The sequence below is a fragment of the Streptomyces sp. SudanB182_2057 genome (assembly GCF_964272715.1).
Classification (GTDB): Bacteria; Actinomycetota; Actinomycetes; order Streptomycetales; family Streptomycetaceae; genus Streptomyces; species Streptomyces rubradiris.
Window position 1 is genome coordinate 1,837,090 of the sequence record NZ_OZ186798.1, and the last position, 25,680, is coordinate 1,862,769.

Genomic DNA, 25,680 nt, shown 5'->3' on the forward strand with positions numbered 1-25,680 from the left:
CCACGGCCCGCCCCGTCCGCTGGCGGGAATCCGACATCACCCTGGCCCGGCCGGTGCCTTCACCGATTCACGGCGCGGGAGCGGGGGCGTGCCGCCGCCGGAATCCGTCGACCCATTCGGCGGTGGCGCGCAGTCCGCCGAAGGTGTAGAAGTGCACCTTCACCACGCCGTGCCGGCCGGGGTCGTAGCGGTCGGCCAGCGCGTGCAGGAAGCGGTCCGGGCCGGTGGTGCCCATGAGGTTGGTCAGCGAGAACCCGTACTTGCGGGCGACGGAGGCGCTGGTGCCGACGCCGAACCGGGTGGCGTAGCCCAGCAGCCGGCGCACCCCGGCCGGTCCGGGGACGCCGACCCGGACGGGCAGGCGCACGCCCCGGGCGCGCAGGTCCTCCAGCCAGGCGAGGACCGGGTCCGCGTCGAAGCCGAACTGGGTGATGACGTCGCCGTCGAACCGGTCCGCGTCGAGGGCGGCCGCCTTGTCGGTGAGGGCGGACCACAGGGCGCGGTCGGTGATGCCGGGGTGGCCTTCGGGGTAGCCGGCGATGCCGACGTGCCGGACGCCGTGGCGGCGCAGCAGTCCGGTGCGCAGGACGGCGAGGGCGTCCTCGTAGGGGCCCTCGGGCCGGGCGGGGTCGCCGCCGACCACGAACAGGTTGTCGGCGGTGCCGTCGGCCGCCAGCCCGGCGAGGAACTCCTCCAGCGCGGGCCGGGAGGGCAGGCGGCGGGCGGAGACGTGCGGTACGGGGACGAAGCCGAGCCGCTTGACCGCGCGGGCCGCCGTGAGCCGGGTCGCGGTGTCCTCGCCGGCCAGGAAGGTGATGTTGATCCGGGTGCCCGGCGGGATGCCGTCGCGCGCCTCTTCCAGCCGGGGCACGTCCTTGCCGGTCATCTCCAGGGAGAAGTCGTCCAGCAGAGCGGGGTTCATGGTGGTTCTCGTGCTCCTCGTACGACGTACGGCTCGGGCCCGCGGCTCGCCGGGCCGTGGCGCGGGTCCCGCCGATGATGTCACGCCGCCCGCCGGGGCCCGCGGGCAGGGCGCGGGCCACCCGGTGACCGGTGCCGCGCGGCGCCCGCCGGGCGGGGGGCGCGGTACGGGCCGGGGTGCCCGTCCGGTGGCGGGCGCCCGGACGGGCCGGCTACGCCGGAAGGGGTGGGCCCGTCACAGGTCGCGGCGGGGGTCGTCCGCCTCGCGGGTGGCGACCACCGCGCGGGCCCCGCCCCGGGCGACGAGGAGTTGCCGCCGCCGGCCGGGGGCGCGACCCCGGCCCGCCTGGCGTCAGCCCAGGTGCTGGGCGAACGCCTCGTACGCGTAGGTGTCGAAGAGGACGAACCGCACCTCTTCGACGGCGGTCGGGGTGGCGCGTACCGTCTCCACCGCGATGCGGGCCGCGTCGCGCATCGGCCAGCGGTAGACGCCGGTGGAGATGGCGGGGAACGCGACCGTGCGGGCGCCGAGTTCGTCGGCGACGCGCAGGGACTCGCGGTAGCAGGAGGCCAGGAGATCCGAGCGGTCCTGTGCCGGTGACCAGACGGGGCCCACCGTGTGGATCACCCAGCGGGCGTCCAGGTCGCCCGCCGTGGTGGCGACCGCCTGGCCGGTGGGCAGGCCCTTGCCGTAGCGGGAGGCGCGCAGCGCGCGGCGCTCCGCCAGGATGGCGGGGCCGCCGCGGCGGTGGATCGCGCCGTCCACTCCCCCGCCGCCCAGCAGCCAGGAGTTGGCCGCGTTGACGAGGGCGTCGGCGTGCTGCCGGGTGATGTCGCCCTGGACGAGGGTGATGCCGGTCATGTCGGTCGTGCCTTTCCCAGCGACGGCGGCTCGGCTCGCGTCGGTTCAGTTCTGTCTCAGTCTGCGCCAGACCGCCTTGGCCGCGTTGTGGCCCGACATGCCGTGCACCCCGGGTCCCGGCGGGGTGGCCGAGGAGCAGATGAAGACGGCCGGGTGCGGGGTGTGGTACGGGAACAGGGACAGCTTGGGGCGCAGCAGCAACTGGAGTCCGGAGGCCGCGCCGCAGGCGATGTCCCCGCCGACGTAGTTGGCGTTGTGGGCGGCCATCTCGGCGGGCCCGGCCGTCGCGCGGGCGAGCACCCGGTCGCGGAAGCCGGGGGCGAAGCGCTCCAGCTGGCGTTCCATGGCCTCGGTGAGGTCCCCGGACCAGCCGTTCGGCACATGGCCGTACGCCCAGAAGACGTGCTTGCCCTCGGGGGCCCGGGTGGGGTCGGCCACGCTCGGCTGCACGGTGATCATGAACGGCCGCTCGGGCGCGCGTCCCTCGCGGGAGGCGGCGCGCAGGGCGGTGCCGATCTCGGCGAGGTTCGCGCCGATCTGGACGGTGCCGGCGGTGCGGGCCTCGGGCGCGGTCCACGGCACCGGGCCGTCCAGCGCGTAGTCGATCTTGAACACGCTGGGGCCGTAGCGGTAGTTCGCGTAGTAGTCGCCGAGGCCGGCGATGCGGGCGAGCGCGGCGGGCGAGGTGTCGAAGACGTACGCGCGCGCGGGCGGCAGGTCGTCCAGGCGCTTGACCTCGAAGTCGGTGTGCACCGCACCGCCGAGGTCGCGCAGATACGCGGCCAGGGCGTCGGAGACGGCCTGGGAGCCGCCGCGGGCCACCGGCCAGCCGCGGGCGTGCGCGGACAGCGCGAAGACCAGCCCGATGGCGCTGGTGGCGAGGCCGCCCAGCGGTGCCATCACATGGGCGACGAGACCGGCGAAGAGGGTCTTGAACCGCTCGTCCTTGAAGCGGCGCATCAGCCAGGTGGACGGCGGCAGGCCGGCCAGGCCGAAGCGGGCGAGGGTGACCGGGTCGCGGGGCAGCGCGGTCAGCGGCAGGGACATGAAGTCCTGCACAAGGGTGTCCCAGTGGGCGAGCAGGGGCTCGACCAGTCTGCGGTACGGGCCGGCGTCGCGCGGTCCGAAGGAGGCGGCAGTCTCGGCCACCGAGCGGGACAGCACGGCAGCGGTGCCGTCCGGGAACGGGTGGGCCATGGGCAGCGGGGCGTGCAGCCACTCCAGGCCGTACCGGTCGAGCGGGAGGGCGCGGAACGCCGGGGAGTTGACGCCGAGGGGGTGGGCGGCCGAGCACGGGTCGTGCCGGAAGCCGGGCAGTGTCAGCTCCTCCGTGCGGGCGCCGCCGCCCACCGTGGACTTCGCCTCGAACAGGGCCACGGAGAAACCGCGGCGGGCCAGCTCCACCGCGGCGGTCAGTCCGTTCGGCCCCGCACCCACCACGACCGCATCGAGCATCGACGGCACCTTCGGACCCCTTCGTCAGCCGACGGCCATTCGGGATCAGGATATGCCGGGGCACCGACACTCCCCCGGCCCGGGTGGCCCCGGCCGGTCAGGAGGCGGTGCGCAGCACATCGGCCACCCGGCGGGCGGTGGCGGCGTCCCGCGCGGCGGTGAACGGCAGGGCGTTGCCACCGGTGACGCGGAACGGCTCGCCGGTCAGGGTGAGGTGCGTGCCGCCGGCCTCCTCGACCAGGAGCAGGCCGGCCGCGTGGTCCCAGGCGGCCTCCCAGGAGAACGCGACGGCGTCCAGCTCGCCCCGGGCGATCGCGAGGTACTCCAGGCCCGCGGAGCCGCACGCGTGCGGGGCGAGGCCGTCGGTCCACAGGGCGCGCAGCGCGCGCTTCTGCTCGTCGGTGGTGTAGTCCGGGTGGGAGGTGGCGACGACGAGGTCCCGGCCGGGCTCGGGCGGGCCGGCGAACAGCCGCTCGCCGTCGAGGAAGGCGCCCTGGCCGCGGACGGCGGTGGCGAACCGGCCGCGCGCGGCGGCGTACGTCCAGGAGGCGATCACGGTGCCGTGGTGGGCGAGGGCCACCAGGGTGCAGAAGCCGTCGTCGCCGTGGACGAACTGGCGGGTGCCGTCGACCGGGTCGACGATCCAGACCGGGGTGTCGCCCCGGAGCGCCTCGTAGACCGCCGGGTTGGCGTGCACGGCTTCCTCGCCGACCACCACGGAGCCGGGCAGCAGTGCGCGGAGGTCCTCGGTGAGCCGCAGCTCGGCGAGCCGGTCGGCGTCCGTGACCAGGTCGTGCGGGCCGCTCTTCTGGTCCACCTCGTGCGCGGCGAGGCGGCGGAAGCGGGGCAGGATCTCGGCCTCGGCGGCCTCGCGGACCGCCTCCTCCACGTCGGCCGAGCGGCGTGCGAGAAACTCCTCGATGGTTTCCGTCTCTTCGATCATGCCTCCCATCAGACCACGCCCCACTGACAGCCCCGGGTCCCCGGGTGGCCACCGGGTGGAATCGGCGTGAACAGCGAGGGCTCGCGGAGGGGCCTCGGTACGGTGCCGGGCGGAGGGCACGGGGGTGGACCGCGGACGCCGTCCGGGGCCCGTCGGTCCGGTCCCGGGCGGGGGCGTCAGCGGCCGACCGCGTAGCCCTGCATGCCGCGTGGGTTCGCCGCCGCCGAGAGGATGCCGGTCTCCGGGTCCCGGGCCACCGCGCACAGCCGGCCCTCGGACCAGGCGGGGCCGACGGTGACGTCGTGGCCGCGCCGCCGCAGCTCCTCGATCACCCCGGGGTCCATGCGGGACTCCACGGTCACGCTGCCGGGGTTCCGGCGGCGCGGGTGGAAGGAGCCGGGGAAGCTGTCGTTGTGCCAGTTGGGGGCGTCGATGGCGCCCTGGAGGTCGAGGCCGCCGCGGACGGGGGCGCGCAGGGCGGCGGCCAGGAAGAAGTGCAGCTGCCACTGGTCCTGCTGGTCCCCGCCGGGCGTGCCGAACGCCAGGACCGGTATCCCGTCGCGCAGGGCGAGGGAGGGGGTGAGGGTGGTGCGGGGGCGGCGGCCGGGGGTGAGGGTGCCCGGCATGCCCTCCTCCAGCCAGGTCATCTGCAACCGCGTGCCGAGCGGGAAGCCGAGTTCGGGGACAACGGGGTTGGACTGGAGCCAGCCCCCGCTGGGCGTGGCCGCGATCATGTTGCCCCAGCGGTCCACGACGTCCAGGTGGCAGGTGTCGCCCCGGGTCGAGCCGTCGGCGGCCACGCTCGGCTCACCGGCCGCATCGGCCTCCCCGGTGACCTGCGCCTCCCCGGTGGCCTCGGCGAGGGTGGGCGCGCCGGGCAGCCGGGCGACGGTCGGCTCCCCGGCGCCCATCGGGTCGAAGCCGGGCCGCGCGTCCGCCGGCACGCACGCGTGCGCCAGCGCGGGCAGCCTCGGGAGCCGTCCGCCGGGGCTGCCGGGACGCAGGTCGTACGAGGCCTTCGCGCCGATCAGGGCCCGCCGCCCGGCGTTGTAGGCGTCCGACAGCAGGTCGGTGAGCGGCACCTCGGCGGCGTCGCCGTACCAGGCCTCGCGGTCGGCCATGGCGAGCTTGCAGCCCTCGATCAGCAGGTGGACGTAGTCGGCGGAGCCCGGGGCGGGCAGCTCGGGCGGGAGCAGGGCGAGCTGCTGGAGCAGCACCGGGCCCTGGCTCCAGGGGCCGGCCTTGCACACGGTCCAGCCGTTCCAGTCGTACGTCACCGGTGTCTCGTAGTGGGCGGACCAGCCGGCCAGGTCGGCCTCGGTGAGGGTGCCGGTGTGCCGTTCGCCGCTGGTGTCCATGGTGGGCCGCCCGGACTGCCGTACCAGGGCCTCGGCGATGAAGCCGGAACGCCAGACCTCGCGCGCGGCGTCGATCCGCGCCTCCCGGTCGCCCGCGTGCGCGGTCTCGGCCAGCAGCCGCTTCCAGGTGGCGGCGAGCGCGGGGTTGCGCAGCAGCGTGCCGGACCGGGGCGGCCGGCCGCCGGGCAGGTACACCTCGGCCGAGGAGGTCCACTCCGTCTCGAACAACCGCCGTACGCTCGCCACGGTGGCGCCGACGTTCTCCACGGGCGCGTGCCCGTGTTCGGCGTAGCCGATGGCGTACTTCAGCACGTCGTCCAGGGACTTGGTGCCGTGGTCGCGCAGCAGGAGCAGCCAGGCGTCGAAGGCGCCGGGCACGGCGGCGGCGAGCGGTCCGGTGCCGGGGACGAGGTCCAAACCGAGGTCCCGGTAGTGGGCCGGGGTGGCGCCGGCCGGGGCCACGCCCTGTCCGCACAGCACGCGCACGGCGCCGCCCGCGGGGGCGAGCAGGATCGGGACCTCGCCGGCCGGCCCGTTCAGGTGCGGTTCCACGACGTGCAGCACGAACGCGCCGGCCACGGCCGCGTCGAAGGCGTTGCCGCCGTCCTCCAGCACCGCCATCGCCGACTGGGAGGCCAGCCAGTGCGTGGAGGAGACCATGCCGAAGGTGCCTTGGAGGGTGGGTCGCGTCGTGAACGGCATCTGTCACCTCGGTGTGCGCGTCGGCCGGCTTGCCCGGAACGGCTGTCGTGACCGGAAGCTGCCCCGCCGCACGACCGGCTACGCGGCCCACTGCCGATCCTTCCGGGCCCGTCCGGCATGTACCCCCGGAGGCCGCCCTTGCCGGGGGCCGCGACGGGGGCGGCCCCTGCCTGGAGTGACACGCCGGGAACACCGGGGGCGGGCCGGACGTTGATCTCGTGGGCAGGAACGAAAGGCCAAGACAGTGCACGGTGAGTACAAGGTTCCCGGCGGCAAGCTCGTCGTCGTGGACGTCGACGTCGAGGAGGGCGTGCTGCGGCGCGTCCGTGTGGCGGGCGACTTCTTCCTGGAGCCGGACGAGGCGCTGGACGCGGTGAACGGCGCCCTGGAGGGCGCGCCCGCGGACACCGACGCGGCGGGGCTGGCCGCGCGCGTCGACGCCGCGCTCCCGGCCGGGACGGTGATGTACGGCCTGACCTCGGAGGGCGTCGGCATCGCGGTGCGCCGGGCGCTCGCCCGCGCCACGGACTGGACCGACTACGACTGGCAGCTGATCCACGAGGCCCCGCAGCCGCCGGCCCTGCACATGGCGCTGGACGAGGTGCTGACCGCCGAGGTGGCCGCGGGTCGCCGGCCGCCGACGCTGCGGGTGTGGGAGTGGGGCTCCCCGGCCGTGATCATCGGCAGCTTCCAGTCGCTGCGCAACGAGGTCGACCCGGAGGGCGCCGCCCGGCACGGCGTGGAGGTGGTGCGGCGGATCTCCGGCGGCGGCGCGATGTTCGTGGAGCCCGGCAACACGATCACCTACTCGCTGTCGGTGCCCGAGTCCCTCGTGCAGGGCCTGTCCTTCCAGGACAGCTACGCCTATCTGGACGACTGGGTGCTGGGCGCCCTCGGCGATCTGGGCGTCCGGGCCTGGTACCAGCCGCTGAACGACATCGCCACCGACCAGGGCAAGATCGCGGGCGCGGCGCAGAAGCGGGTGGTCGGGCCCGGCGGGGGTCCGGGCGCCGTGCTGCACCACGTGACGATGTCGTACGACATCGACGCCGACAAGATGGTCGAGGTGCTGCGGATCGGGCGGGAGAAGCTGTCCGACAAGGGCACGAAGAGCGCGAAGAAGCGGGTCGATCCGCTGCGCCGGCAGACGGGACTGCCCCGCGAGGCCGTCATCGAGCGGATGATCGAGTCCTTCCGCGCGCGCTACGGCCTGGCCGAGGGCAAGGTCACCGACGAGGAACTGGCCCGGGCGGAGGAGCTGGCCCGCACGAAGTTCGGCTCGGCGGAGTGGACGGCGCGCGTGCCGTAGTCCCCGGCGGTCCGCGAGGCCGTAGGGGTGCGGCGACCGGGGCGCATCGCGGGCGAAACGGTACGTCGTGACCGTGGCCCGTGACCGGGTGGGTACGCGGGGCGTTGGCACTTCCGCCCCACAGGCAGTCATGTGACACTGTCGTACCCCGTCCGCCCCGCGGACCCCTCCACCCCTCTCCCCCACGAGAAGTGTGCCCGTGCGTCCCCTCCCCCTGCCGCTCGCCCTCACCGCGCGTCTGTCGCCGGTCGCGGTGCTCGCCTGCGCCGGCTGGCTGCTGTCCTCCGGCCCCGCCGCCCCGCCCGCCGCCGGGCACCAGACCGCCCGCACCCCGTCCGCCGGGACCTCCGCCGCCGCCCCGTCCGCCACCGCGGCGGCGCCCACGTACACCACCGCTCCCTCCCCCTGCGCCGCCGTCCCCGCCGCCACCCTGAAGTCCCTGGTCCCCGGCGCCGGGCCGGCCGGCAAGGAGATCCCCTCCACGGACACCAAGCTGCGCCGCACCTGTTCCTGGAACGCGCTCCACGGCTACGACTACCGCTGGCTCGACGTGTCGTTCGAGATCGCCGAGTCGGAACAGGAGGCGGAGAAGGAGTACGGGCAGCGGGTCGCGGAGAAGAGCGGCGGCGGGGCCGTGCCGGGGCTCGGCGAGACCGCGTACTCCGTCGTCGGTCTCACCACGGAGGACGAGCAGCAGACCCGTGAGGGCGTGGTGCTGGCCCGCGTCGCCAACGCCCTCGTCGTCGTCACCTACAGCGGCAGCGACTTCGAGACCCGCGAGGCGCCGGCCACGGACGAGATCAACAAGGGCGCGATCAAGGCGGCGAAGTCCGCGGTGGCCGCGCTGGACGGCGACGGCTGAGCCGGGCCGCCGCCGCTCAGTCCGCCGGTTCCTCCTCGACACCGCGGACCTCGAAGCCGGCCCTGGGGCCCAGTTCGATCCGGTCTCCGTTGCGCAGGCGGACGGCCCGGCCGGGCACCAGGACGCGGTCGTTGACCCGGGTGCCGTTGGTGGCGCCCCGCGCGACCTCGGTCACCCAGGCCGCGCCCTCGGCAGTGTGCACGACGGTGGCGTGCCGTGCCGACACCGTCTCCTCGTCCGCCAGGAGCGCCGACGCCTCGGGGGCCCAGTCGCCGCTGCGGCCCAGCCGGAGTTCCCCGCCGCGCGGCACGTCGAGATGGCCGCCGCCGGCCCGGAACACCAGCCGCAGCACCCCGCCGGCCAGCCGCTCGGGCGGGGGCCCCGCGCCCGAGGGGGCCAGACAGCCGGGGCATCGGGGGATGCCCGCCGGAACGACCGTGGCGCAGCGCGGGCACCGCTCGCCGAGGTGCGGGGGCTGGGCCGGGGGCGGGAGGCTGGGGAGCGTGACGCCGTCGACGGGCTGCCAGTCGTCGTCATCCCAGTCGCTGGTCTCCGTCAACGGCGTCTCCCTTCCGCAGGACGACCTTGGTGTCCACCCGTCCGCTCTCGGCCTCGCGCACCTCCGTCACCACGACGGTGGTGCCCGGTCCGAGGTCGGAGGCGGCGAACAGCTCCCGGGCGAGCGGGTTGATCAGATGGGTCTCCAGCACCATGCCGATGCCCCGGCCGCCGTTCCACTTGTCCCGGGTGCAGTACTCCAGCAGTTCCCGCCGGGCCTTGTCCTCGATCCTGAGGACCAGCCGGTGCCCGTGGGCCAGTTGCCGCTGGATGTTGCGGACCTGGAGGTCGAAGATCCGCTCGGCGACGTCGTCGGAGATGAAGTCGAAGACGACGACGTTGCCGCCGATCCGGTTCATCAGCTCCGGCCGGCCGATGACCTGTTCGAAGTGCTTCTTCACGTTGTCCCGGACGGTGGCCTCCAGTTGCTTGTACGGGGTGCCGGGCGCCACGATCCACTCGCGTTCCCCGGTGTCCGGGTCGGTGCGCTGCACGCCGAGGTTGGAGGTGAAGATGAGCACGCACTCGCTGAAGTAGGTGGTGACGCCCTGCCCGTCGGTGAGCCGGCCGTCCTCCAGCACCTGGAGGAACTTGTCGAGGATGCCTTTGTCGGCCTTCTCGATCTCGTCGAAGAGGATGACGCGGAAGGGGTTCTCCCGTACGGCGGAGGTCAGTTCGCCGCCCGCCTCGTAGCCGACGTAGCCCGGGGGTGCCCCGACGAGCCGGTCCGCGGAGTGCGCGGCCGAGAACTCGCTCATGTCGAACCGGAGATACGCCTGGTCGCTGTCGAACAGCACGGAGGCCACGGCCTTCGCCAGCTCCGTCTTGCCGGTGCCGGTCGGGCCGGCGAAGAACAGCACGCCGCGCGGCCGGTGCCCGGGGCTGGTGGCCTGCGCCCCGGACAGCCCCAGCGCGGCCCGCTTGAGGATGTCCAGGGTGCGGGCCACGGCCGCCTCCTGGCCCAGTACCCGGCGGGGGATGGACCGTTCGTCGTCCGGGTCCTCGCCGCGCAGGATCCGCTGCCGGATCTCGTCGCGGCCCCAGGGGTTCTTCTCCACGCCCAGCCGGTAGATGCGTACGGCGTCGGGCATGGCGGGGAACGGCAGGCCGCGGGAGCGGGCGAGCTTCACGCTCTCCTCCATGGCGCGCAGGCTCAGCCCGGACGCCGCGCGGGCGAAGGCGCCGACCGCGCGGGAGGTCTCCTCGGCGTCCGTGCCGCCGGGCGCGGCGGCGCCGTCGCGGGTGCCGTGTCCGGGGTAGCGCTCGTAGACCTGGTGGAGGAGGCGGGCCATCGTGGTGCGTTCGTCCGCGTCCGGCTCCGGTACGGCGATGGCCCGGATCCGCTCGCTGCCGGAGAGCAGCCAGGCGGGGACGTCCCGCTCGCCCTCCGCCAGCCAGATCACCGGATTGAACAGGCCGGGGCCCTGCGGCAGGCCGCCGGTGTCGGTCCGGGGCGGCAACGGCCGTGCCTCGTGGGCGAGTTTGAGGCACGCGAGGAAGAAGTCCCGTTCGTCGGGGGTGGGCCGGGCCGGGTCGGTGAGCAGCCGGGAGGCGTGGTCGATCACCAGGGCGACCCGCAGCGGCGGCAGCCGGCGGCCGTCGCGCGGTGCCTCGCCGCGCTGCCGCGCCCAGCCGTCGGTGATGTTCCGGAGCTGGTCCAGCACCGCCTGGCGGCGCGCCGCCGTCTGGCCGGGGAAGTCCCCGGCCCCCCGCAGGAGTTCGGCCACGGCGGCCTGGACGTCGCCCGCGCCGGCCTGGGCCACGCCGAAGCCGCTGATCTGGTCGCACACCACCAGCGCCTCGTAGCCCTGCTGCCGCAGGGGGTTCCACAGCACGTCGAGCAGCGGGTGGAACCGGTCCCGGCCGCGCCGGCGCACCAGGTGCAGATCCCGGATGTTGCCGTGCAGGACGTACTGCGCGTGCACGCCGAGTGTTCCGGTCAGCTCCTCCACGAAGGGCGGCAGCCGGTCTTCCTTGGACAGATCCATCGTTCCTCCCCGTTGCGCGCTGTCGCGGGCCGCGCGCGGGCCTTGGACGCGGCGGTGTGCTCAGGGCCCCGCCGGTGGTTCGTGCTCCCGGCGTCAGCCCGTGCGGCGGTTCCCGCCGTCGGCGTGGCGCTGCCGGGCGGGCCGCGGGAGCACGTCCTGGTACGTGTCCGCGAGCTGTTCCGCCTCGTCGATCAGGTCGTCGAGCATCAGGGCGTTCTCCCCCGGCACCCCGGGCAGTGCTCCCTCGGTGTGCTCGATGGTGAACTCGACCTCCAGGCCGAGCGATGCGGTGATCCGTTCCAGTTCGGTGAGCCGCGTCCGGGCCTCGGCGCAGCGCTCGTCGTCCAGGGCGCGCTGTCGCGGTGTCCGCTCGCCCGGGCCGCCCCGGTACATGGTGGCCACGCTCAGCCGGCCGTCGAGCAGGGTGGCCCGGAGCCAGTGCCCGGGGTCCCAGCCCGGCGGTGTCCAGTCGAGCCGTACCTCCTGTCCCGCGCCCCGGCCCAGTCCGGCCCGGCCGCCGAACCTCCTGGCCAGCTCGGCGACGGCGCCGGCGCACCGCTCCCGCACGTAGAGGGCCTCCAGGGCGCGGACCCGTTCGGTGACCCGGCGTTCGACCAGCTCCCGTTCGGCCGGGCCGAGCGGGACGCCCTCGTCCAGGGTGCGCCGCAGCAGGGCCACGGCGTCCGGTGCCGGGGCGAGGTTCTCGGCGCCCTCGGGGGTCTCGTAGACGAGGAAGTCGTGGTGCAGGGCGGCGCGTTCCTGTGCCTCGCGGGTCTCGCGCGCCTGCCGGTTGGCGTCGCGGACGAACTTGCGTGCCTCGGTGAGGTGGATACGGGCCCGGCGGGGGTCCTCGGCGGCGCGGCGTACGGCGTCCCGGACGGCCTGCGCGGCGAGGCCGGCCGCCTCGGGGGCGGCGTACGGGTCGAGTTCGCCGAGGATACGGGCCCCGGTGCGGCGTGCCTCCCGGACGTCGGTGGGTCCGGGGGCCGGGCGGTCGGCGGCCGGGTGGGGCAGCCGTCCCGCCTCCGCGTCGGCGGTGCGTTCGGCGGAGAAGCGGCGCAACGCGCGCTCGCGGCCCTCGCGCAGGGCGAGCTGCCAGTCGTCGTCGCGGTCCTCGTCCAGCCGGCACCGGGCGGCGAGCCGCCGCTGTTCCCACGCGGCCTGCGCCTGCTCCGCGCCGTGCAGGGCCTGTTCGGCGCGGGCGAGCTCCCGCCGCAGGTCGGCGAGCCGGGCGCCGACGGGGGTGAGCGGCGGCGGTATGTCGGGGTGGGGCGGGGGGCCCGGCGGGCCGCCGAGGGCCCGGGCGCGCGCGACCCGGGCCAGCAGGGCGTGGCGGCGGGCGTTGACCCGTACGGCGGCGAAGGCGGCGGCCTCCCACTGTTCGGCGACCGTGGCCGCGATCCGCTGCCGCCGTTCCAGGCAGCGCTGTTCCTCGGCGGCCCGGACCGCCCCGGCGGCCAGCAGCCGGGTGCCGAGCAGCGCGGCGCGCCCGACGAGCAGCACGCCGCTGAGCGAGCCGAGCACCTGGAGCGCCGCGTCCGCGGCCTGGTGGGCGGCGTGCCCGGCGGCGTCGGTGAGCTGCCCGGCGGCGTCGGTGAGGTGGCCCGACGCCTGCCCGGCCGCGTCGTTCAGGTGGAGCATGCCGGTGTGCGGCAGCGCCTGGGCGTCCAGGGGCGGCGCGGGCGGCGGGAAGTACACGGCGGGTGCCACCGTCTCGATACTGGGCAGGGCGAATCCCGAACTCATGCCTGTTCTCCTGTCGTGTCGGTCGTCGTCCGGGACCGCCACGGCCGGCCCGCGCGGTTCGCCTGCCGGCGGGCCCGCAGACCGCGCCGCCGGCGCCCCCACGCCCGGCAGCGGTGGACGCTCCACGCGACGACGGCGACGGCCGAGGCGAGCGGCCACAGCCAGGGCGCGACGACGACGGCGTAGAACCCGAGGAAGACGGAGACGACGAGCAGCGCCGCCCCGATCCAGCGGCCGGCCCGGGTGCGGGCCAGCCGGCCGGGCCGGTCCGCGCCGCGGATCAGCAGGCCGGCCAGCGAGCGGTGGGGGTGGTAGAAGGGCGGGCCGATGTAGACGGCGGTCCACAGTTCCGCCGTGAACACGACCGCGGCGGCGGGCAGCGCCTCCAGCCAGGCCGTGACGACCGCCTCCTGGGAGGCGCGGCCGAGGACGTCCGCGAGGCCGATGACGAAGGCCCAGGGTGCCGTGCCGGCGATGCCGCCGAACAGCGCCCAGCCGAGGGTGGGCAGGCGGTCCAGGCGGCGCAGTACGGCGGTGAGTCCGTCCTGGTCGGCGGCGAGCAGCAGTTCCCGCTCCTCCTGGACGCGCCGGGCCCTGCGCCGCTCGGCCTCCTGCCGGGCCCGGGCGCCGAGCCGGACGGCGGCGACGAGGCGGGGATCGTCGTCCTGGGCGGCGAGCAGTGCGTCGAACCAGGGCACCGGTTCGGGCAGTTCGGCGCGCAGGCGCAGCAGCGTGCCGGTGAGCAGGCGCCTGGTGCGGTCCGGTTCGCGGGCCAGTTGCAGCAGCCAGGCGTCCACCGCGGCGGTGTGGCGCAGGGCCGCCCGGTCCTGGCGGTCCCGGGCGATCTCCCGGACGGTGGGCTCCCACCGGGCGCGCAGCCGGGCCCACGCGGTGGCCGTGTCGTCCAGGCCCTGGCCGCCGGGCCGCCGGGCGAGTTCGGTCATGACTCCGGGGTGGTCCGCCAGGTGCCGCAGCAGCGCGACCGCGTCGGCGTGTCCGTCCCGGGCGCCCTGGCACAGCCGGCGCATGGTCGGCGCGTCCAGCCGGGCCCCGTGCCAGGTGACGTCGAGGCCGGGGCCGAGCCAGTTCAGCAGCCGGGCGACGGTCTCGGGGGCGGGCGGCCGGGCCAGTTCCCCGGTCAGCTCGTCGAGGCGGGCCAGTTCCTCCTCGCCGCGCCCGCCGAGGGTCCGGAACTGCTCCAGCCACTCGGCCAGCCGGGCCCGGTCGGCGTCGTCGGCCAGCATGCGGGCCGCCGAGACGTGGTTCTGGTCCAGGTGGAGGGCGAGCGACTCGGTCCCGGTGAACTCCTGGCCCATGAAGGGGAACGGGCGGACCGCCGGGCGCGTGGGGTCGTCGGCGCAGATCCGGCCGCCGGTGCGCGGGTGGACGTGGGGTTCCCGGCCGTCCAGCCAGTCCCGTACCTGCGGTGCCTGCCAGCGGTGTTCGGGGGCCCGGGTGAGCAGGCCCTCGCAGAGCAGCCGGGTCCCGCGGTGGGCGATCCCGGAGACGTCGGGGTCGTGGGTGGCGATCTCGGCGAGCACGTCCTCGTCCCGGCGGAACTCCACGGGGTGCCGGCCGAGGGCGAGTTGGGCGACGACCATGCCGAGCGACCACCAGTCGCCGGCCTCGGAGACGGTCTGCCGGAGCAGTCCGGCCTCCGGGGCGAGGTAGAGGGGCTTGCCGCGCCAGTCGGTGCGGGGTTCCAGATCCTCGTCGGGCCGGTGGACGGCGGCGCCGAAGTCCACGAGGACGAGGTCGGCCGTGTCGCCGCGGCGGGTCTGCACCATGATGTTGTCGGGGGTGATGTCCCGGTGGACGACGCCGCGTCCGTGCAGCGCGGTGACGGCGCCGTACAGCTGTCCCACCATGTCCCGTACGGCGTCGGGGGGCAGGCCCTCGGGGTGGTCCCGGTGGTACTTCTCCAGGGTCTCCTCGCCGTGCGACCAGTACAGGTGCCAGGGGTGGCCGTGTGCCTCGCCGGTCTCCAGGAGCCGTTCCAGGTGGGGGGCCGGGAGGGCGCCGAGCTCCCGCAGCTCGCGCTCCACCGCCGGGTCCGGGGCGTGCAGCCGGTGGTACCACTTGAGCACCAGCGGTATCTCCGCCGGTCCGTGCCGGGCGGTCAGGTCGCGGACGCGCAGGACGACGGCCTCGGCGGGCCGCCGCGCGGCGGAGAGGACGGCGACGAGCGGGAAGCGGTCCGCGAGGTCGTGGGGCACCTCGGCGAGGACCGGGCGGGTCTCGGTGTTGCGGGCGTCGGTGAAGCCCCCGTCGGCGGGGTCGACGAATCGGGTGGGCCGCGTGGTCGTCATCATGCGGCCCTCCGGGAGACGCGCCGGGTGCGCAGGGGGGCCGCGCCGGAGGGCGCGGTGGCCCGGCGCGGGGGGACGGAGGCATCCCGGTCCCCGGCGGGTGACAGGGGGTTTCCCGGATCTTCAGCGGATACCCCTCCGGGGCTACGATGCGCAGCATGCACCCCCTGCCCTCGCACGAGAGCCTCGTGGCCGAACTCAGGGAACTGAGGCGGCGCGGCCTGCCCGGGCTGCGCCACTGCACCAGGGACGCGCTGCGCCAGGCGGCGGTCGCGGCCGGGCTGTGCGCCGGTCCGGAGGACGAACAGACCGGCATCGAGGAGCTGTTGGGCGCGGCGGTACGCCGGCTGGCCGGCGGGCGCCCGGTGCGGGACGACGACTCCAGCGATCCGCTGGCCCGTGCCGCCGCGCACTCGTTCGGGATCTTCCCGGCGCGCCGGGGGGTGCCCGGCACCGACCGGCGCAAGGCCGCGGCGGCCGTCTACGGCGTGACCACCGAGCGGTTCCGCAAGAGCCAGGAGCACGATGTCCTCGCCGAGCTGGCGGCGGCGGTGCTGGCCGTCGCCCGCCAGTCGTCGGGCCGGCCCGTCGACGTCGTACGCGAGCCGGCCGCGGATTCCGCGGTGCGCGCGGTGCCCGCGGTGGCCCGTCCGGCGCGTCCGGCGCGTCCGGGGGCCGGGATCACCGTGCGGGTGTGCCCGATCGAGGACGTGCGGGACGTGGACATCCTGGTGTCCTCGGAGAACACCTATCTGGAGATGTCCAAGACGTTCCGCCCCACGGTCTCCGGCGCGCTGCGCCGGGCCGCCGCCCTGCGGGACGCCCAGGGCGAGATCGTGGACGACGTGCTCTCCCGGGAACTGGGCGTGTGGCTGCGGACGCACGGCAGGACGGGCATGCCGGTGCGGCCGGGCACGGTCGTCGCCACCTCCTCCGGCGCCCTGGCCGCCCAGGGGGTGCGGCGCGTCCACCACGCGGCGATCGCCACCCCGGTCGGGGACGGCGACCGCTATCACGTGTCCCCCGCCGTGCTCGGCGAGGCGGTGCGCAGGTCCTTCGAACTTGCCCGCCACGAAAGCGAGTTCCTCTCTCTGCCGATGTCCTCGATCTGCTTTCCGCTGCTGGGCTCCGGCCGGGGCGGACTGCCCGTGGAGACGGTGGCCCGGCGGCTGCTCGACGCGGTCCGCGAGGAGCTGCGCCGGGATCCGTCCTGGTCGGTGCTGCTGGTCACCCCGGAGGAGAGCCACGCCCGGCTGCTCACGGCCGCCAGCTCCGCTCCGTGAGTACCACCCCGTCCCGCCTCAACTCCCGCTCCAGAGCCGTGAGTTCGCCGCGCAGCGGGACGCCGTACAGGCGCAGCGCGCCGTCGGGGCCGGGTGCGGGCTGCAAGCGGGGGCCGGAGGTTTCCCGGGTGAGGTACGGGCCGTAGCGGGCGGCGCCGAGCGGGGTCAGCGGGTGGATCCGCTGGTTGGCCGAGCCGCGCCAGGCCAGCCGGGTGGGTTCGGCCACCCGGAACCGGCCGGTGATCACGGCGTCCGCGCCGTCGAGGGCGCGACGCCGCCCGGGCGTCAGCTCCCCGGGCTCGTACCCCGTGTACACCAGCAGGTCGGGCAGGCGGGGCCCGGCGCTCCCCTCGTGCCGCCGGGCCCCGTCGCGCAGCCGTGCCGCGCCGGTGAGGAGTGCGGCGAGCGCCTCCGCCTGCTGAAGCGGCTCGCCCCCGCTGACCGTGAGGCCGTCCGCGCCGTCGGCGAGGGCCCGGCGCCACAGCCCGAGCACCTCGGCGACCGTGCCGGACGTGCCCGCCGCCGGGTCCCAGGTGTGCCGGGACATGCAGCCGGCGCAGGCCAGCGAGCAGCCCTGGAACCAGACGCCGAGCCGTTTTCCCGGACCCAGCGTTTCCAACGGGTAGTGCGTCCCGTCGAGACGTAATTCCACGGCTTCTCCTCCCCGTACCGGCCCCGAGTATCCAGCGGCCCGGGGGGCGTCCGCAATTGCCGGAAGCCCCTTCGTCCGGCTCTCCGCCGGGCGGGATCCGGTTGTTTTCCGGAAGCCCCACGAGAATGATCGGTTTTCCGCAAACGACCAGTCCCGCCAAGGGTTTCGCTCCGCTAACCTCTCCCCATCGCGGCGCCTTCCCACCCGGACCGCCCGCGACGAATGGGGGATTTTCGAAAATGATCAACCACGCTCGAATAAATGTCCGGGTCCGACGACTGAATGCCGGATTGCTGTCCTCCGCGCGCGCCCGGTCGCACGGCCGCAGGGACGCGGTCAGGCTGCGGGAATTCCTGCGGAAAGCGGCACCGGGGCACCGGCCGGCCGATGCCGCCCCCGGCCTCCCGCCGTACATCCTGGGTCTGCACGCCCAGGTGCGGCGCGGCACCGCGCGGCTGCGCTCCCGCACCCTCCGGGCGCACCGCGCCCTGCACATCCGGATCGAGGCGGAGTCGGTGCGGGTGGTGAACCAGTACCAGGTGCGCGGCACGCCGGCGCCGGCCGCGCTCGCCCGGTTCGGGCGGATGGTCGGCGAGTGGCGCTCGGCCGCCGCCGAATGCCGCCAGCGGGCCCAGCAACTCGCCGACGAGGCGAACCAGTTGATCGCCTGCTACTGGGACGCGGCGTGGGCCGGCGGCCAGGCGGCCGGCCTGGTCGACGGGGCGCGGCCCGCGGGCTGGCTGCCCGGGGAGATCACCCTGGACCGCACCTGGGAGCACGTCGACGACAGCCTGCTCACCGACCGCTGGTACGCCGGGGGCGACGCCGCCGCGGCGTCGGCCGTGGCGCAGGCGCTGCACATCCTCGACAACCAGGCGGCGTACGGCGGCGCCCCGAGCGGCGTCCGCGAGGGATGACCCCGCCCGCTCCGCCGCCCGTCCGCCGTCCCACCGCTCCCCGTCTCCCAGGAAGGCCAGGGAACGTCATCGTGCAACACTCGGCCAGGACCGGTCACCGGTCCACCGTCCGCGCCACCCGCCGGCTCGCCGTCGTCGTCCCGCTGGTGTGCGCGCTGTCCGCCCTCGTGTCCTGCACCAAGCAGGAGGAGGCCCTCACCACACCCTGCGGGGTGGTGGTCGACGGCTCCGGGTCCGCCGCCGCGGTGAAGGAGGGATTCGACTCGGAGGCCAAACTCAAGGACAGCCTCGTGGAGTTCCTCACCGACCAGGAGTGCGGAACCGTCGACTTCGCCCCCATCACCCGTTCCTCGCGCAGCTCCTCCTGCCGGCAGGGCCAGGTCGACCTCGACCCGCCGCACGACGCCACCACCGACCAGAAGGCACAGCGGGCCGGCGCCCGGCGCGACGCGGCCCTCGCCGCCCTCGCCGAGCTCAAGTGCGCCCGTACGCAGAACGGTTCGGACGTGTGGGGCGCGCTGGCCCGCATCGGGGACACCGTCCCCGGTGATGGGCCGGCGCCCAAGCTGCTCGTCGTCAGCGACTTCCAGCAGGCCGACCCGGAGTTCTTCCTCTCCCGCCAGGACCTGTCCACCGAGGCCCGGCGGGCCAAGGTCATCGACTCCCTCGTCAAGGAGCGGGGGCTGCCCGGCATCAAGGGAATGGACGTCTTCCCGGTCGGGCTCGGCATGCAGTACAAGGCGAAACCCAGCGAGGCCGACGACTTCGAGTCCTTCTGGGTGGAAGCACTCGAAGGGAGGGCCGAGGCTCATGTCGACTCCCGTTACCGGCGCTGACCGGCCGCGGCCGCGCCGCCTGCGCATGCCCTTCCCCGGGCGGCCCGCACCGGGCACCGCCCGGCGCGCGCCGGACCGCTCCGGGCGGGCCTCCCGCCCGCCCCTGGTCCTGGCCGCCGGGGACCAGGGCACGCTGCTCAAGGACGCCGGCCGGCACGGACGGCAGGCCGGCCGGAAGAAAACGCTGGACCCCTGGCTGCTGCACGGCGACGAGCCACTGCCCTACTTCGTCAAGCTGGCCGGGCTGCGCGACACCATGGTCCACCGGATCGAGGAGGAGCTGCACGAGCGGCAGGAGGAGGCTCGGCTCCAGGACGCCCGGGCCGCCGCCGACATGACCACGGGCCAGGCCCGGACCCTGCTGCTGGACAGACGGCTGCAAGAGGCCGACAGGGCCGTCCGGACCGCCCTGGACCAGCTCGACCTGCTCGCGCTGCGTTCCTCGCGCTGGCTGCGCTTCCGGGACCGGCTGCGCGAACGGGTGGAGGAACGCTGGCTGCGCGCCCGCTTCGGGAACGCGGCCGGACCCGCCCCGGCGACCGCCGCGCCCGGGGACGACGGCACCGGGCCGGCGCCCGGCCCGGAGGAGGGCGCGGAGCCGGGCGACGACTGGCAGTCGGTGTCCACCGCGGCCACCGCGCCGGACGGCACCGCGGCCACCGCGCTCGGGGAGGACTACCGGGCCGCCCTGCGGGAGACCGGCGTCCAGGGGTCGGCCGACCGCTGGGAGGGACTGCTGACCCGCCCCGGCCTGCCCCGGTGGCTGACCCTGGCCCTGCTCGCGGCCATCATGGCCGTCGAGGTGCCCGTCTACTGGGTCGCCTACCAGCCCTTCCACGGCGTCGGCAGCACCGGCGGTGACGTGCTGTCCGGCACGCTCGCCGTCTCGTCCGCGGTCGTCATGCTGATCGTGCCGCACCTGGCGGGGCACATGCTGCGGTGGCGCTCGGCGACCGGGGCGCCGCGCGGCGGATGGCTGCCGTCCCTGACCCTGCTCGGCGTGTGGGGCGCCCTGACCTGGCTGCTCGGCACGCTGCGCGCCAGGTTCGTGACGCAGCACGACACTCCGGCGGAGGGAGACGGCGCCGGCTTCCGCGGGCTCGGCGGCTCGGGGGCGGACGCCACCTCCCTGGTGGACCGGCTGCACCTGTCCACCCAGACGGTGACCTGGCTGTTCTGCGCGCTGCTGCTGCTCTCGGGCGGTGTCGGGTTCCTGCTCGGCCTGTTCCGGGAACACCCGTTCCTCGACGCCTTCCGCACGGCGGTCGAGCGGCGGGAGGACCTGCAACGGCAGCACGACGAGAGCGTGGCCGCCACCGAGCGGGCACGGGCCGCGCGGGAGACGGCCCAGGCCCGGCAGGAGGACCGCCGGGAGGCCGCGCGGGAGCGGATCGCCGCGACCCGCGAGCTGTACGAGTCCGCCGCCGCCGAGTTCCTCCACGGCGTGGTGACGGCTTCGAAGGATCCCGCCGTCAGCGAGGCGGCGATGCGCCGGTCCGACCGCCGGCCGCTGCTGCCCGGTCCGGCGCCGCTCGGCTGACCTCCGGAGCGCCGCGCGCCGCTGCCCCGGCCCCCCTTTCCGGGAGGCCGGGGCAGCGGTGTGCCGGGGCCGCGCTCACTCCTCCGGGACGGAGACGACCGCGCGCAGGGGCGCCAGCAGCCGGTTGACCTCGCGCACGTCCGCCCTGGACGCGAGCCGCAGGCTCTCCTGGGGCCGGGGGTCGAGGGGTCCGGACGGACAGCGGTCCTCGAACAGCTGGAGCGCCGTGCGCGGCCGGCACCGCTTGGACGTCCACCACAGCCCCTGCACATCGGCGCACCGCTCGCGGATCACCCGCACCCAGTACCGGGTGCCGGCGTAGTCCTCGGTGTCGACCAGCCAGTGGTCCTGCCAGACCGCGGCCAGCCCCTCGGCGGTCGTCAGGTCCACCAGGGACAGGTCCGCCGTGGTGCGGAACGCCGACAGCACGTACCGGGACGCCTGCGCCCAGGGGATCAGGCGCACCCCGTCACCGCCGAACTCGACCGAGCGCAGCAGGACTTCGCAGAGCGCGGTGACCGGGTCCAGGGCGGCGTAGAGGTGGCGGTAGGGGTCCTTCTCGGTGGGGTCGAAGCGGTTGCCCTTGAAGAACTCGTGGGCGATCTTCGGGTTGAACTCGGTGGCCTCGTACTGCTCCTCGTGGCACCGCCACAGCACCGTGCCCGCCGGCAGCCTGTGCCGCACCGGCTCCATCGGAACGCCCTCCAGCGGAATCTGTTCAGGCATCAGGCCGCCCCCACCAGTTCGGCGGCGGCGCGTTCCAGCGCGTCGTCCGGCACCACGCCGAGCAGTTCGGCGGGGACCCCGCCCAGCCACCGGTTGCCGCCCAGCCACCAGTCGGCGGCTCCCCACGGGTCGCGGTCCGCGCACAGCAGTACGTTGATCCGGCGGACGACCGGCAAGGGCTGGGCCGTACCGGGCTCGAACTGGAAGCGGGGGTAGCGGAAGCCGTCGTCCGGGTCGCGCAGCCGGATCAGACCGGCGGCGGGGCCGTCCGGCCCACCGGGCGGCGGGGTGGATCCGGCGTCGTCACGCGCGACGGGTTCACGGTGCCCGGCCTCGGCCTCGTACAGGGCCGTGTGCTCGGCCTCGGTCAGGGCGGGGGCGGCCAGGAGGCGCCGACGGGCCGCGCGGAGCAGTTCGGCGGGGTCGGGCGGCGGGGTGCCGAGGACGCCGATCACCGCGTCGATCGTGGCGAGGCGGGGCAGTTCGCGGGGGCCGGTGGCGTAACGGTGGCCGCCGAGCGCCTCGGCCACCGGGTGACCGGGCGGCAGCGCGGACAGCGCGCGCTTGAGCCGGCGTACGGCACGGGCCGCGGCGGCCGGGTTGTCGGCGGCCGTCTGTTCGCGCAACTCCCGCAGCGCGTCGGACAGTTCGCGGTGGTCGTCCGCGTCCAGCCCGGTGGTGACGGTGGTCCAGTGATGCTCCAGGAGCCTCAGCAGGTCCTCGGAGGTCATACGGGCTCTCCCTTCCGCTGCCGGGCGGCGGGGGCCGCCGGTGCCGGGTTGCCGTGGTGGACGAAGGCGGCCCAGGTGTCGGGCCGGTCGCGGAAGTCCTCCGCCAGCCGCCCGGCCGGGAAGCGGCTCAGCGCCGGGACGGGCGGGCGCTCGTCCGGCGGGGTGAGCATCCAGCGCTGGGCGGCGCGCAGCGCGTCCGGGGGCGCGAGTCCCCGGCCGAGGGCGTCGTGCAGGACGAGCATCATCAGCTCGGACCGCTTGTCGTCGACCTTCCACCGGGAGCCGATGGCGTCGGCGGCCAGCCGGTGCACCAGCACCGAGGTGACGGTCAGGGCCTCGTCGTGGTCGCGGGTGGTCAGGTCGGTCTCGCAGCCCCCGCACACCACCAGGGGCCCGGCCGACCGGAAGGCGTCGCCCTCGGCGGGCGTCTCCAGCAGGGTGCTCAGGGTGAGACCGGCGGTCCGGGCCGGCTCGTCCGCCTCGTCCGGGTCGGCCAGGAGCAGCGCGGACCGGGTGGGATCCGTGCCGGCCAGCCCGTGACAGGCGAGGTGGACCAGGGAGGCGGGGGCAGTGGCCCGACCGCCGAGCAGCGCCAGGACGGTCTCCGGGGTGGCGGGGTCCTCGTGCGGGCGGTGCACCACGGCGTCGCGGTAGAGCACGGCGGCCAGGATGTCGATCTCCTCCTCGGCCCACTCCAGGTCGTCCCCGCCGTGGAAGACCAGCGCGGGCCGACCGCCGACCGGCATCCGCCGCCGGCCCGCGGCCCGCAGAAACTCCCGCCCGGAGGCCGCGTGAGTGAGAACGGCAACCTCACAGGCCCGCACCGGGCGCGAGTCGCGGGGGCGGGGGGCCTCGCGTCCGGGCACCCCAAAACCGGCGGTCTCCCCAAGACCGGCGGGCTGTCCGAGCAAGGCCGCCTGCCAGGGGACGACCCCCAGTTCCCCGCAGGGCACCAGGACGAGCCGTACGGCGGCGGGCCGCGTGCCATCGCCACCGCCACCGCCCGCAGTCGTATCCGTCTCGGCGACCACGTCCGCGTCCGCGTCCGCACCCGCACCCGCACCCGCACCCGCGACCGCTGGCGCCGCGAACACATCCGTCCCGGCGACGGCCCGGTCCCCCGCGCCGAGGTGGTCCAGGGCGGGTCCGAGCACCTCTCCGGCCCAGGCGCACATGCCGTCCAGGGCCCGCAGCCAGCGCCGTTCGGCACGCTCCCGCTCCTCCTCGGAGGTATCCTCGCCGGCCATGGTCTCCAGCCGCTGCCGGTCCGCCCCGGCCGCCAGGTACTCCGCGACGGGCCGACGGCCGTGCGGGGTCAGGGCGGGCAGGGGCAGCGCCTCGGCGGGGCCCTCGCGGCGGACGACCAGTACCGCGCCGTCCGGGTCGTCGACGCCCGGGACCAGGTACAGCAGCGCGTCCGCGCCCGTCGCCCGCAGCCCGGCGCGCAGGTCGTCCGCGGCGGGCAGCACCGGTTCCAGGCCGGTCCCGCCCCGCCCGCGCAGCAGCTCCAGCGAGCGGCGCCGCACGTCACCCGGAAGTCCGGGGCTGCCCGCGCCGAGCCCCGCCAGCAGCTCCATCGGGGAGCCGCCCGAGCGACCGCCGGGGGTGCCGGAGGCCACGTCGGCGGAGAGTTCCCACAGGGAGCGCTCGTCGCCGCGGTCCTGGGCGGGGTCGGCGGCGGCCCGCCAGCGCTCGGCCAGTTCGCTCTCGCCGAGCGCGGCCAGCCGGTCGGCGACGCCCGCGGACACGGCCGCCGCCCCGAGCACCAGGGAGCGGCCGGCCTCCAGGCAGGCGATCGCGTCCTCGGTGCGTCCGGCGCGCAGCGCCCAGAAGGCTGCCGCACGGCCCCGGTCGGCCGCCGCGCGGGCGATCCGCAGACCGCGGCCGACGCCCTGCTGGAGCAGGACGTCGTCGGCGGAGTGCCGCAGCGAGGTGCGCGCGAGGCCGATGGCGGCCGTCAGGTCCTCGTCGGTGCCGGGCGCGCCCGCCCGCAGCCGGGCGCGTTTGGCGTGCAGCGCGGCCAGGTCCCAGGTGAGGCCCGCGCCGCCCGGCATGCCGTCGGGCAGACCGGCCAGCCCCTCGGTCAACTCGCCGATGGCCTCGTCCAGTGCCCCGGCGTCCCCGGTGAACGTGTGCAGGGTGTCCAGGGCGAGCGCGATGGCGCCGTGCGACCTGGGCCGGAGCGCGCCGCTGAATTCGGTGGTGGTCAGCGCGGCCCGGGCACGCCGGACGCCCTCGGCGATACGGCTCGGGTCCGATTCGGCGATCGCCGTCAGGGTGAGCAGCGGGGCCCAGGTCATGTCGAGCAGGGTGCGCAGGACGGGCATGTCCACCGCTGTCTCCACGGACCGCTGCATGTGGTGCACGGCCGCCCTGAGGTGGGCGGTCCGGTCCGCGCCCGAGGCGTCGAGGACGACGATGCCGAGGTAGGCGATGCCGAGCGCCAGGCCGATGTGGATGCCGGTCCACTCCTCGGCGGCGGCATAGTTGTCGTCCACCTCCAGTTCGCACAGCGCGTCGATGACGTCCCAGACGGTCTTGACGTCACCCCGGTCCAGGGCGGAGGTCAGCCGCGCCGTGAGCCGCATCGTCTCCCCGCACAGGCGCAGGTTGGCGGCGGCCGTACTGGCGGGGTCGCCCTCCCACCGCTGGGTCTCGAACAGCTCCAGGGCCAGGTCCTCGTCCTCCAGGCTGCCGCCGTTCATGGCGGCCCCGAAGAGCAGTACGGGGACGACGTTGGTGAGCCACGCGCCGTTGGGGTCGGTGTCGAGTTCTCCCTCGGCCCACGCGCCGTGCACCAGCCGGAGCGCCTCCCTGAAGCCCGTCATGTCACCGGAGTACATGGCGCGGGCGGCGTGGAGGAAGGCGCCGGCCATCCGGGACGGCAGCGGTGTACGGCCGTCCTCCCGGCCGGTGCCGGGGTGTTCCCCGGTCAGTTCGGCGAGGAGCCCGGGCACGTTCTGCGGGCCGACGAGTCCGGGTGACATCGCCTCGGCCATGGCCAGGAACTCGGTCATGGTGTCACGGGTGGCCGCGGCCGTGTCGGTGTCCCCGGCCGTCGGCTCCGCGGGGCCCGGGGACCTGGCGAGGGCCTGCTCCAGCTCGCCCAGCATCAGGTTCAGCAGGGTGCCCAGCGAGGCCGGTACCGGTCCGCCCGCGAGGTCGGCGAGCACGGGCCGCGCCTCGCGGACGAACGTGCCGGTGTCGCCGGACAGCAGCGCATCGGTCAGCGCGAGGAACCCCTGTGCTCTCGCGCGCAGTTCGGGGGGCATCCGGTGGGGCTCTTGTTCCAGCAGCAGCCGCCAGAGCAGCGCGGTGTCCTCCACGATGCCCGGCCCGCCATGGGTGAGCGGGGTGCCCAGTTCCATGAGGCGCATGAGCCGGTCGACGCTCCAGTGCGGCTCGGAGAGGACGGAGGTGTCACGGCTGAGCCTCACCAGCCGGAACGCGGTGAGCGCCACGAGTCCCCGGTAGGCGGCCTCCCGCTCCCGCGGGCCGAGCAGGGGTGAGGTGCGGGCCTGGTCCAGCAGGGGCAGCGCGCGCTCCCGGTCGGCCGGGGCGCCGTCCAGCACGAACCGCAGGGCCCGGCACCGGCCGAGCCGTGCGGCCACCGCGGCGGTCGTCGCGCCGTCCGCCCCGGCCGCCTCCAACTCGGCCAGCAGCGCCTCCAGTTCGCCGGTCAGGGCGTCGAGTTCGGGTCCTCGTGTGCCGGTGTGGGTCTCCGGTTCGAGCGGTACGGACACCTGGTCGGTGCGGGCGAGCGCGGCGGCGGCGCGGTCGGCCGCGGACACGGTTCCGGCGTCACTCATGTGTCATCCCCTCCGCCGCCATGGTGCCCGCTTCCGTGCTCCGGCAGCCGGGTCCTGGCGCGCCCCACCGGCATCCTGCCGGACAACGCCCGGCTACCGGCCGGTTTCCGCCCGTTCCGCCGCCCCGGGCCGGCGGGAGAGGCGAGACCAGGGCGGCGAACGGCAGGTGTGAG

19 protein-coding genes are annotated in these 25,680 nt (G+C 75.6%); 6 read left to right on the forward strand and 13 right to left on the reverse strand.

The annotated features are described in order from the left end of the window. Positions 1-67: 67 nt before the first annotated feature. The 5 genes from ACSURM_RS07730 to ACSURM_RS07750 all read right to left on the reverse strand — a co-directional run bounded on the left by ACSURM_RS07730 (position 68) and on the right by ACSURM_RS07750 (position 6,241). Complete coding sequence (locus ACSURM_RS07730; RefSeq protein WP_436954218.1) at positions 68-922, reverse strand: methylenetetrahydrofolate reductase; 855 nt, start codon at positions 920-922, stop codon at positions 68-70. A gap of 351 nt (positions 923-1,273) precedes the next feature. Next, positions 1,274-1,783, reverse strand: a complete 510-nt coding sequence (locus ACSURM_RS07735) for an O-acetyl-ADP-ribose deacetylase (protein WP_436954219.1) — start codon at positions 1,781-1,783, stop codon at positions 1,274-1,276. A gap of 45 nt (positions 1,784-1,828) precedes the next feature. Beyond that, positions 1,829-3,247 (reverse strand): phytoene desaturase family protein, encoded by a 1,419-nt coding sequence (locus ACSURM_RS07740; RefSeq protein WP_436954220.1) that lies wholly within the window; start codon positions 3,245-3,247, stop codon positions 1,829-1,831. 88 nt (positions 3,248-3,335) lie between these two features. Further along, on the reverse strand, positions 3,336-4,181 hold the full coding sequence (locus ACSURM_RS07745; protein WP_436954221.1) for an inositol monophosphatase family protein: 846 nt from the start codon (positions 4,179-4,181) through the stop codon (positions 3,336-3,338). Positions 4,182-4,357: 176 nt separating this feature from the next. Further along, positions 4,358-6,241, reverse strand: coding sequence for a gamma-glutamyltransferase family protein (locus tag ACSURM_RS07750; RefSeq protein WP_436954222.1), 1,884 nt, complete (start codon positions 6,239-6,241; stop codon positions 4,358-4,360). Between the two features lie 244 nt (positions 6,242-6,485). On the opposite strand from ACSURM_RS07750, the gene ACSURM_RS07755 reads away from it, so the two are divergent. Both ACSURM_RS07755 and ACSURM_RS07760 read left to right on the forward strand, forming a co-directional pair. Then, complete coding sequence (locus ACSURM_RS07755; protein WP_436954223.1) at positions 6,486-7,550, forward strand: lipoate--protein ligase family protein; 1,065 nt, start codon at positions 6,486-6,488, stop codon at positions 7,548-7,550. Between the two features lie 199 nt (positions 7,551-7,749). After that, positions 7,750-8,412, forward strand: a complete 663-nt coding sequence (locus tag ACSURM_RS07760) for a hypothetical protein (RefSeq protein WP_436954224.1) — start codon at positions 7,750-7,752, stop codon at positions 8,410-8,412. Positions 8,413-8,428: 16 nt separating this feature from the next. Here ACSURM_RS07760 and ACSURM_RS07765 read toward each other — a convergent pair whose 3' ends face one another. The 4 genes from ACSURM_RS07765 to ACSURM_RS07780 form a co-directional block, all read right to left on the reverse strand. Further along, positions 8,429-8,971: an FHA domain-containing protein gene (locus ACSURM_RS07765; RefSeq protein ID WP_436954225.1), complete on the reverse strand. Its 543-nt coding sequence runs from the start codon at positions 8,969-8,971 to the stop codon at positions 8,429-8,431. Then, a complete protein-coding gene (locus ACSURM_RS07770; protein WP_436954226.1) occupies positions 8,946-10,958 on the reverse strand; it encodes an AAA family ATPase in 2,013 nt (670 codons plus the stop codon). Before ACSURM_RS07770 ends, ACSURM_RS07765 begins: the two co-directional genes overlap by 26 nt. Positions 10,959-11,051: 93 nt before the next feature. After that, positions 11,052-12,704, reverse strand: coding sequence for a hypothetical protein (locus tag ACSURM_RS07775; protein ID WP_436954227.1), 1,653 nt, complete (start codon positions 12,702-12,704; stop codon positions 11,052-11,054). Then, on the reverse strand, positions 12,701-15,016 hold the full coding sequence (locus tag ACSURM_RS07780; RefSeq protein ID WP_436954228.1) for a serine/threonine protein kinase: 2,316 nt from the start codon (positions 15,014-15,016) through the stop codon (positions 12,701-12,703). Before ACSURM_RS07780 ends, ACSURM_RS07775 begins: the two co-directional genes overlap by 4 nt. Positions 15,017-15,171: 155 nt before the next feature. On the opposite strand from ACSURM_RS07780, the gene ACSURM_RS07785 reads away from it, so the two are divergent. After that, the gene (locus ACSURM_RS07785) at positions 15,172-16,296 is read left to right on the forward strand and encodes a macro domain-containing protein (protein ID WP_436954229.1); all 1,125 of its coding nucleotides are present in this window, start codon (positions 15,172-15,174) and stop codon (positions 16,294-16,296) included. On the opposite strand, the gene ACSURM_RS07790 is transcribed toward ACSURM_RS07785, so the two are convergent. Then, the gene (locus ACSURM_RS07790) at positions 16,271-16,948 is read right to left on the reverse strand and encodes a 4Fe-4S single cluster domain-containing protein (RefSeq protein WP_436954230.1); all 678 of its coding nucleotides are present in this window, start codon (positions 16,946-16,948) and stop codon (positions 16,271-16,273) included. The genes ACSURM_RS07785 and ACSURM_RS07790 overlap by 26 nt on opposite strands. A 290-nt stretch (positions 16,949-17,238) precedes the next feature. Here ACSURM_RS07790 and ACSURM_RS07795 point away from each other — a divergent pair, with 290 nt between their 5' ends. From ACSURM_RS07795 to ACSURM_RS07805, 3 genes are all read left to right on the forward strand, one after another. Further along, positions 17,239-17,865, forward strand: coding sequence for a hypothetical protein (locus tag ACSURM_RS07795; protein WP_436954231.1), 627 nt, complete (start codon positions 17,239-17,241; stop codon positions 17,863-17,865). Positions 17,866-17,936: 71 nt separating this feature from the next. Beyond that, complete coding sequence (locus ACSURM_RS07800; protein WP_436954232.1) at positions 17,937-18,701, forward strand: hypothetical protein; 765 nt, start codon at positions 17,937-17,939, stop codon at positions 18,699-18,701. Further along, on the forward strand, positions 18,676-20,241 hold the full coding sequence (locus ACSURM_RS07805; RefSeq protein WP_436954233.1) for a hypothetical protein: 1,566 nt from the start codon (positions 18,676-18,678) through the stop codon (positions 20,239-20,241). The genes ACSURM_RS07800 and ACSURM_RS07805 overlap by 26 nt, the downstream gene beginning before the upstream one ends. A 75-nt stretch (positions 20,242-20,316) precedes the next feature. Here ACSURM_RS07805 and ACSURM_RS07810 read toward each other — a convergent pair whose 3' ends face one another. The 3 genes from ACSURM_RS07810 to ACSURM_RS07820 are packed head-to-tail and all read right to left on the reverse strand — an operon-like array spanning position 20,317 to position 25,507. Beyond that, complete coding sequence (locus ACSURM_RS07810; RefSeq protein WP_436954234.1) at positions 20,317-20,967, reverse strand: RES family NAD+ phosphorylase; 651 nt, start codon at positions 20,965-20,967, stop codon at positions 20,317-20,319. Continuing rightward, positions 20,967-21,698 (reverse strand): hypothetical protein, encoded by a 732-nt coding sequence (locus tag ACSURM_RS07815; RefSeq protein ID WP_436954235.1) that lies wholly within the window; start codon positions 21,696-21,698, stop codon positions 20,967-20,969. Before ACSURM_RS07815 ends, ACSURM_RS07810 begins: the two co-directional genes overlap by 1 nt. Next, positions 21,695-25,507, reverse strand: coding sequence for a CHAT domain-containing protein (locus tag ACSURM_RS07820; protein ID WP_436954237.1), 3,813 nt, complete (start codon positions 25,505-25,507; stop codon positions 21,695-21,697). Before ACSURM_RS07820 ends, ACSURM_RS07815 begins: the two co-directional genes overlap by 4 nt. Positions 25,508-25,680 lie beyond the last annotated feature (173 nt).